Here is a 7,803-nt window from a genome sequence, read left to right as displayed (position 1 = left end):
GCGTTCCCGCGGCGCCCGGCCGGCTCTTCGCTTCGCCGCCCACGGGCACGTCCGGCCGCTCGGACGCGGGTCCCCTGGTGGAGCTCCCGGCGTCCGGGGGGCGGGAGCGCCGCCATCGGCCGAGTCCGCAGGGCTGGTCGGCTGGCCCGCGGCGGAGGCCCGGCGTGGCTTGCCGCCGAGGCGGCCCGCCGACCCTATCGTCCGTGTGCGAATGACGGACTTCGGGGAGTCGGCGCGATGTCCGCACCGCGCCGGAGGCCGAAGTCTCCCCCCACGGGACCTCAGTCGGCTCCACCGCGGCCGAGGACGCCCAGCGCGCCGGGAAGAGCCCCGGCAGCGTCGGCGGGCAGCGGACGAATCGTCACGCCCCCACTGCACCCCACGACATCCCACACCTCAAGGAACGGAGCACGCCGTGCGCCTTCGCCCGATGTTCGCCCTCTCCCTTTCCCTCTCCCTCGCCTGTGCCCTGCCGCTCGCCGGAGTGGCGGCCGCGGAGGACGCCGCCGGCCGGTCGGCGGGTGCCGGAGTCGTCCGCTCCGCCGAATGCCCGGACGGCCCCGCGGACCCCCACCCGGAGCTGTACTACTGCGGGCAGTCCCGCCTCGGCCCCGCCGCCCTACCGAACACGGAGCCGACCGCCACCCTGCTGAGGGGCTACCAGCGCTTCGGCGGGCTCAGCGCCCCGCACTTCGTGACGCTGTACGCCAACACGGACCCGAAGCAGAGCGGCGACTGGGTCTACGCTCCCGACCGCGGCTTCCAGCAGATCAACGGCGTGGTCGACGAGACGCAGTGGACGGTGCCGGTCGGCACCAGGCTCGACCGCTTCGGCGCGCTCCACGGCGGCTACCTCTCCGACCCCGGCACACCGTTCACCCAGCGCTCCTTGACGCCGGACTCGCTCAACCCCGACCCGGACGACGGCGAGGTCTACCACTGCCTGTCCGTGCTGAAGCCGTTCGACGTCCGGCGAGGACACGTCGCGGCCTTCTACGGCATGCCCGGCGGCGGAATCCAGGAGTGGCTCGACAAGACCCTCAAGCCCAAGGAACTCGGCGAGAAGGACTACAAGATCGACGTCCTCGTCGCCGAGCAGTACCTCGCCGTCGTCAACGACGACCAGTGCGCGGTGACACCCACCGGTGCCTGACGGCCGATCGCATCGGCGGCGCGGACGGCGGCACCCGGTGCTGCCGTCCGCGCCGCGTCGGCGGGCAGGCCTTCCTGATGTCCGCCCCGGGGCGACGCCCACGGGTGACGCCGCCCCCAGGGGCACATCCCCGCCCGGTCCGCGGATCTGCCGGGACACCCCGGCCGGGAGGGGACCCGGGCTCGCGTCCCGCGGTGCAGAACCGATGCCCTGAGGGGCCAACTTCCGTGCGCCGGGCCGCGACTGCCCTCCACGTTCGTCGACATCCCCGGTATAAAGAGGCGGAGGGGACCGAGGGGGATCAGCATGCACTCAAGGGAACAGCCGCAGAAGGCCGGGCGTCCTCATCGCGACGCGGCCACCGCCCGACGGTCCGGCAGCGGCACACGACCCGCGGCGGAGGCCGCGTCTGCGAGGGGTGCCGAGGCCCTGCAGCGCACCGTCGGCAACGCGACGACGGCACGCATGATCGCGGAGCAGCGGGACGGCGCCGGCCCGGACGACCGCCGGACGGCGCCGGCCCTCCAACGCGTGACGGGCGACCAGGCGGCGGCGCCGCGAAGGCCGCAGACGCGGATGGACCCGAACAACGTGCTGCGGATCTGCGGAGCCGCCACGTACGACGGGGAGACCGTCACGCCCGGCGGACGGTCGTCCGAGCTGCGGAACATCGTGTGGGAGAACCACTGGGCCGCCATCTCCGAGGTGTGCAGGAAGCACAAGTACACCATCGCCGTCCGTGAGACCGGCGAGCACTCCATCCGGCGCATCGCGGAAGGGGCCAAGCCCAAACCGCACACCATCCTGGAGAAGTCCATCAAGCCCGCGTCCGTGCGCAAGAAGTACGGGCCCGGGCCCGGGCAGACGCAGGGCGACCCGGAACGCGTACTGGAGTTGCTGGAGCAGCACGACCTGAGCGGCTTCGTCGGCCACTGGAACGCGGACGGCCTGGCCGGCGTCCGGATCGCCCGCCTGCCCGACACGATGACGGACCCGGAGATCGTCCGGACCGGCCCCAGGGGCGAGAAGTACGTGCCGATCGACATGAACGAGACGGACGGCGGTCCGCAGCTGGCCCAGCTGAAGACCGACCCGCGGTGGAAGCAGTACCTCTACACCGGGGACTACGACCTCCACGAGGTCTACTCCGCGCAGGGCGGCACCGGTGGCGGCCAGATCCCGGAGGCCACCCCCGAGAAGGCCAATCTGCTCAACCGCCTCAACAGCGGGATCGCACGGAACTCCCAGGAGGAGGTGGTGCGCAGCGGCACGGTGACCATGGGGAACGGCACCCTGCACATGGCCGCCGAATCCGAGTACGCCATGTTCCAGCACGGCGACCAGGCCACCTACCGGATGAACCAGTACCTGGAGGCGCAGGCTGCCGCGCTGGAGAACCAGGTCGCCCGGCAGGCGGCGCAACTGGTGCGGGCGGTGGCCACCGAGGCCGACGAGCCGCTGGCGTGGTGCCGGATGGGGCAGTGGTACGTGACCCGGAACCGGGAGGAGCACGCGATCCTGCGGTCCCGCTGGAATCTCGCCGTGCCCCACACCTGGGGCGCCTCGGAGGTGGAGCGCACGGCCCGCGGCGGCTACCGCACGGCCGGCTACCTGGACTGACCGCACCGCCGGCTGCCTGAACTGACCGCACCGCCGGCTGCCTGAACTGACCGCACCGCCGGCTACCTGAACTGACCGCACGGCCGGCTACCTGGACTGACCGCACCGCCGGCTGCCTGGACTGACCGCACCGCCGGCTGCCTGAACTGACCGCACCGCCGGAACCGGTGTGACGGGCCGGTGGGAACCACGGTCCGGCCGCGGCAGCAGGCGGCCGGCGAGCTGCCGGTCGACTCAGCGCTGCGCGGTGGCCTGCGCGGCGGGGGACCAGGGGGCGGCCCACAGCGGGATCACCTCGACGGTGGCGGCGGAGCCGTGGGCGGGGGTGCCGGGGGTGCGCCCGGTCGTGGTGGGCTGTCCGGTGGTCGTGGGGAACGCGGTCGCGCTCGTCACTGTGGTCATGCTCGGCAACATACCGGGGGGCACTGACAGTGCCGGGTCGGGCAGTGCGGCCCGGCCCGTGGTGGGGTGAAGCGAACGCTGGGGCCGGGCGCGGCTCCGAACGCCTTCCCCTGATGCGAAGGGTCGCGCGTTGCTCGGCGCGCGGTCGGCGCGGGTGCGCCCGGCGCCCGGAACCCGCTCGGGCGCCCGACTCCGCCCGACTCCCCGAACGGGTGAATCCGGTGGCGGCCCCGCCCTGCGCGGCCTCCTCGCCCGCCGGGGTGTCCGCGGCCCCCTCGGACCCGCCCGGAAGGCCGTGTTCGAACACGTTCTCGCCGCCTGCGCACTGGGCTCCGCCGCCCTCCCGGTCCCGTGGACGACCGCGTGGCGTGCGGTCCGGACCGCACGCGGAACATGCTCGAAAAGTCCCCGTTCGACCCGGGCTCGCCCGGAGGCAAATCCACTTGAACGCCGCGCTCGAACAGCACCATCATCGGACGCCATCCACCCGTAACGACTCCGTCAATACCGTCAACTCGGCCTTGGAGAAGCAGACTTGAGCTTCTCGTCCGGGCCGGTGCCGGTGCTTCCGCGCGTCCGCGCACCGCTCTGCGTCTGGAGGATCTGTGGCCTGTCACCCCACCCCGGCGACCCACGTCCCACCCGTCACGGCGGCCCTGGTGGCCCGTGCTTCGAGCAAGGAGGCGATCGCGTGAGCGCCGCGACCGCGGCGACCCCGGCCGAGGCCGCCGACGAGGAACTGCGGTGGCTCGCCGACGGGCGCCGCATCGAGGCGATCGAGGCGATCGGCGTCAACGCGATGGCCCGCCGCCTGCCCGCGCTCGTCGTCCGCGCGTTCCGCCTCGGCTGGCGCATCGACCGCACCTCCGTCACGCTGCTCCTGGTCTGCCAGGCGGTGTCCGCGGTGCTCGGCGCGGCCGGCCTGTTCGCGACCACCGGCACCATCTCGGCGCTGTTCGGCCCGGGCCGGGTCGACGACAAGCTCGCCCACGCGGCGCCGTCGATCCTCGTGATCGCGGCGGCGGCCGGCGCCCGCTCCCTGCTGGGCATCACCATCCGCACCATCACCATCCACCTGTCGCCGCGGATCTCCCGCGAGGCCGAAGCCGCGGTGCTGCGCGCCACCGTGGCGGCCGAGCTGACCGCCTACGACCACGCCGGCTACAACGACGAGCTGGAAGCCGCGGACCGCGGCGCCGAGGTCTGCGTGGACATCGTCGGGGAGGCGCAGAACCTGCTCGCCTCCCTCGCCTCGCTCCTCGGTGCGGCCGGCGTGCTGACGGTGCTCCACCCCGCCCTCCTGCCGTTGCTGGTGCTCGCCGCGCTGCCCCAGGGGATCGCGTCGGTGCACGCCGCCCGGGTGCAGTTCCTGGCGAACCGGGCCGCGGTCGGCGACCGCCGGATCATGGCCAACCTGCGCTGGTACATCCACCTCAAGCGCAACGCCGACCAGGTCCGCTCCGACACCATGGGCGAGTTCCTGCTCGTCAAGTACGACCAGGTCGGCCGGCGGCTGGATGCCACGTCGCGGCGGGCGGCGATGCAGAGCGCCCGGGTGTCGGTGATCGGGGCCGCCGCCTCCGGCCTCGGCAGCGCGCTGGTGTGGGCGGCGATGCTGTGGCTGGTCAGCACCGGCCGGATGAGCCTGCCGCGCGGCGGCGCGGCCGTGTTCGCCCTGACCGCGGTCGGAACCAGCCTGCGCGGCATCGTCGGCTACGGCGCGGACCTCTTCCGCACCGGCATGTACCTGGACGACTGGTCGAGCTTCCTCGACACCGCCGGCGGCCACCGGCCCCGGCGCGGCACCGAAGCCCCCGAGCCGCCGCGCCGGATCGCGGTGGAGAACCTCCGCTACGCCTACCCCGCCTCCGACCGCAAGGCGCTGGACGGGGTGAACCTGCACGTCGAGCGGGGCGAGATCCTCGCCCTGGTGGGGGAGAACGGCTCCGGCAAGACCACCCTCTCCAAGCTCCTGGCCGGGCTCTACCTGCCCGATGCCGGATCGGTGCGGTGGGACGGGCGCGACACCCGCGACCTCGACCCGCACGCCCTGTGGCGCCAGGTCGCCGTCGTCCCGCAGGACTACGCGCGCTGGCCGCTGACCTGCCGCGAGAACATCACGCTGGGCCAGCCCACCGCCGAGGGCGACGCGGCGGTGCTGCGCGCCGCCGACGCCTCCGGGGCGGCCGACGTCGTCGCCAAGCTCCGCCGGGGGCTGTCCACCCTGCTGGCAGTGGAGTGGATGGGCGGCGAGGAACTGTCCGGCGGCCAGTGGCAGCGCCTGGCCATCGCCCGGGCGTTCCACCGCGAGGCCGGGCTGCTCGTCCTGGACGAGCCGACCGCCGCCCTCGACCCGCGCGCCGAGCACCGGATCTTCCAGAACCTGCGGGCGGTCGCGCGGGAACGGGCCGTCGTCCTGGTCACCCACCGGCTCACCAACGTGGCCGTCGCCGACCGGATCGTGGTGCTCGAAGACGGAAAGGTCCTCCAGGAGGGCACGTTCGCCGAGCTGGTGGCCGAGGAGGGCGGCCGCTTCAGGGAACTGTGGGACCTGCAGAACGAACGCACCGGCCTCCCGGCCCAGCGGACCCAGCCGGTCCGGGAGGACGAGGGGACCGACCAGTGATCGACCCCGACGTGCCGAGCGACCCGGCCCTCCCGGGCGGCCTCGTGGGAGTCCGCGCCGAGGAGAAGGGAGCGGGTGGATAGCGGGCGGGGAGCCCGTCGTCCCCGGGCCGTGCCCCCGACGGGCACGGCCCGGGCGGCTCCGGCCCCGGGCGGCGCCCACGGCGTGGCCTCGACCGTCGCCCGCGGGACGGTGAACCCGGCCCGGAGTACCGCGCCGCACGCCGCCGCACCGCACGCCGCGGCGGCGTGTGCTCGGCCCGGGTGAACATCGCGGGTGGAATGCGCGTTCCATGCTCCGACAGGGCACGGGTGGGGGCCGAGGATCCCGTGAGAAAGGCCGTGCCGTGGGGCGTGCACTGATCGTGGTCGACGTACAGAGGGACTTCTGCGAGGGCGGAGCCGTTCCGGTCGGGGGAGGCGCCGGGCGGGCCCGGGCCATCGCCGATCTCGTCGGGCGCACCGCCGGCAGCGAGTACACCCACGTCGTCGCCACTCGTGACCACCACCTCGACCCGGGCAGCCACTTCTCCGATCACCCGGACTTCAAGGACTCCTTCCCCGTGCACTGCGTCGCCGGCACCGAGGGGGGCGAGTTCCACCCCGAGTTCGCCCCCACGGTCGGGACGAAGGTGGACGAGGTCTTCTACAAGGGCGCGCACTCCGCCTCCAAGAGCGGCTTCGAGGGCTTCACCGCGGACGGGACCGGGCTCGCGGACTGGTTGCGCGCGCGGGAGGTCACCGAGGTGGACGTGGTCGGCATCGCCACCGACCACTGCGTGAAGGCGACCGCGCTCGACGGTGTGCGGGCCGACTTCGACGTCCGCGTTCTGCTCGACTACACCGCGGGCGTCGCCGCCGACACCACTGCCCGGGCCCTTGCCGAACTCGGCGAGGCGGGAGTGGAGTTGACCGGTGTGCCGGTCGTCCACGCCTGACGCGATACGGCGGGCCCGCCGCCCTTCGCACACCCGGGGTCCGAGCGGACCGGGACGGCCGGGAGCGTCAACCTGCGACGAGGACACGCCCCTGACCGGGTGAGTTGCGACATCTCCGGGCCAGGGGACGGCCAGGGTAACGGTCGTGATCGATATCCGCATCCGCACGGCCGCCGGCGCAGTCGCCCTCGCCTGCGCCGTCGTGCTCATCCCCGAGATCCCGGCCGTCGCCGCCCCCGCGGCCGCGACCGAACCCGCCCCCTTCAGCTGCCTCGACCCCAGCGGGGAGGCGCTCTGGAGCGGCCCCCAGTGCGACGGCGTCATCGTCCGCGAACTCGGCACCGAGGCCGTCGCCGTCCTCCTGGACGGCCGCCGGATCGACTTCGCCGACGAGGCCGAACTGCGCGCCGACGACTGCGCCGTCCGGCCCGCCGTCACCCTCCCCGCCAGCACCTTCGAGAACCTCCCCAAGGGCCCGGACCCGCTGTACGCCGCCGTGGACCGCCGGGTGGACGTACCCCGCATCACCCCCGAACCGCACTGGCGCAAGGACTGCCACCCGCTCTTCCGCTCGGACGGCCGCGATCCGTCCGTCATCTTCGAGGAGGGCTTCGGCCCGAAGGACACCGTCAACGGCCAGTACGACATCACCAGCTACGTCCTGCAGAACCAGCCGTCGCCGTTCGTCAGCACCACCTACGACCCCGAGCTGTACAAGAAGTGGAAGAAGGTGCCCTGGGACTACTTCATCGACGCCCCCGGCGGCATCGACGTCAACGCGACCATCGGCGACCAGCACCAGTACGCCGACCAGGTCGAGGTCGCGTTCCCCGGCGGCGTGGACCGGCACTTCATCCGCCGGGCCTGCCCGGTCGACCGGGCCACCGCCTCCCTGGTCGAGTCCGGCTGCGTGGACAACCCGAACTACCAGCCCTGGCTGCACTGACCGCCGGCCGTCCGGCCGCCGGGGGGGGGGGCGGGGGGCCGGCCCCGCGGCGGGTGGCGCGGGTCGTCCACGCCGGGGCCACCCCCGCCCCCGGGCGCGCGCCAGGGGGGTCGACGACC

6 protein-coding genes are annotated in these 7,803 nt (G+C 73.8%); 5 read left to right on the top strand and 1 reads right to left on the bottom strand.

Annotated features, from left to right (window positions below; all coding sequences use genetic code 11):
- Positions 1-415 precede the first annotated feature (415 nt).
- Together ACFVHV_RS42615 and ACFVHV_RS42610 are read left to right on the top strand one after the other, a co-directional pair.
- Positions 416-1,153: a TNT domain-containing protein gene (locus ACFVHV_RS42615; protein ID WP_380359095.1), complete on the top strand. Its 738-nt coding sequence runs from the start codon at positions 416-418 to the stop codon at positions 1,151-1,153.
- 465 nt (positions 1,154-1,618) lie between these two features.
- The gene (locus ACFVHV_RS42610) at positions 1,619-2,773 is read left to right on the top strand and encodes a hypothetical protein (protein ID WP_359913513.1); all 1,155 of its coding nucleotides are present in this window, start codon (positions 1,619-1,621) and stop codon (positions 2,771-2,773) included.
- Between the two features lie 234 nt (positions 2,774-3,007).
- Here the strand turns inward: ACFVHV_RS42610 and ACFVHV_RS42605 are convergent, their stop codons facing one another.
- Positions 3,008-3,175, bottom strand: a complete 168-nt coding sequence (locus tag ACFVHV_RS42605; protein ID WP_380359092.1) for a hypothetical protein — start codon at positions 3,173-3,175, stop codon at positions 3,008-3,010.
- 691 nt (positions 3,176-3,866) lie between these two features.
- Here ACFVHV_RS42605 and ACFVHV_RS42600 point away from each other — a divergent pair.
- The 3 genes from ACFVHV_RS42600 (at position 3,867) to ACFVHV_RS42590 (ending at position 7,684) form a co-directional block, all read left to right on the top strand.
- Positions 3,867-5,801 (top strand): ABC transporter ATP-binding protein, encoded by a 1,935-nt coding sequence (locus tag ACFVHV_RS42600; RefSeq protein ID WP_380359089.1) that lies wholly within the window; start codon positions 3,867-3,869, stop codon positions 5,799-5,801.
- Between the two features lie 346 nt (positions 5,802-6,147).
- Complete coding sequence (locus ACFVHV_RS42595; protein WP_359913522.1) at positions 6,148-6,738, top strand: isochorismatase family protein; 591 nt, start codon at positions 6,148-6,150, stop codon at positions 6,736-6,738.
- Positions 6,739-6,883: 145 nt separating this feature from the next.
- Positions 6,884-7,684 carry an ADP-ribosyltransferase gene (locus ACFVHV_RS42590; protein ID WP_380359086.1) on the top strand — a complete coding sequence of 267 codons (801 nt, stop codon included), beginning with the start codon at positions 6,884-6,886 and terminating at the stop codon, positions 7,682-7,684.
- Positions 7,685-7,803: the final 119 nt, after the last annotated feature.

It is taken from the genome of Kitasatospora sp. NPDC127116 (assembly GCF_042677365.1).
Classification (GTDB): domain Bacteria; phylum Actinomycetota; class Actinomycetes; order Streptomycetales; family Streptomycetaceae; genus Kitasatospora; species Kitasatospora lactacystinica.
The sequence above is the reverse complement of the archived record's forward strand: the minus strand, read 5'-3'. Positions and strand labels throughout refer to the sequence as shown.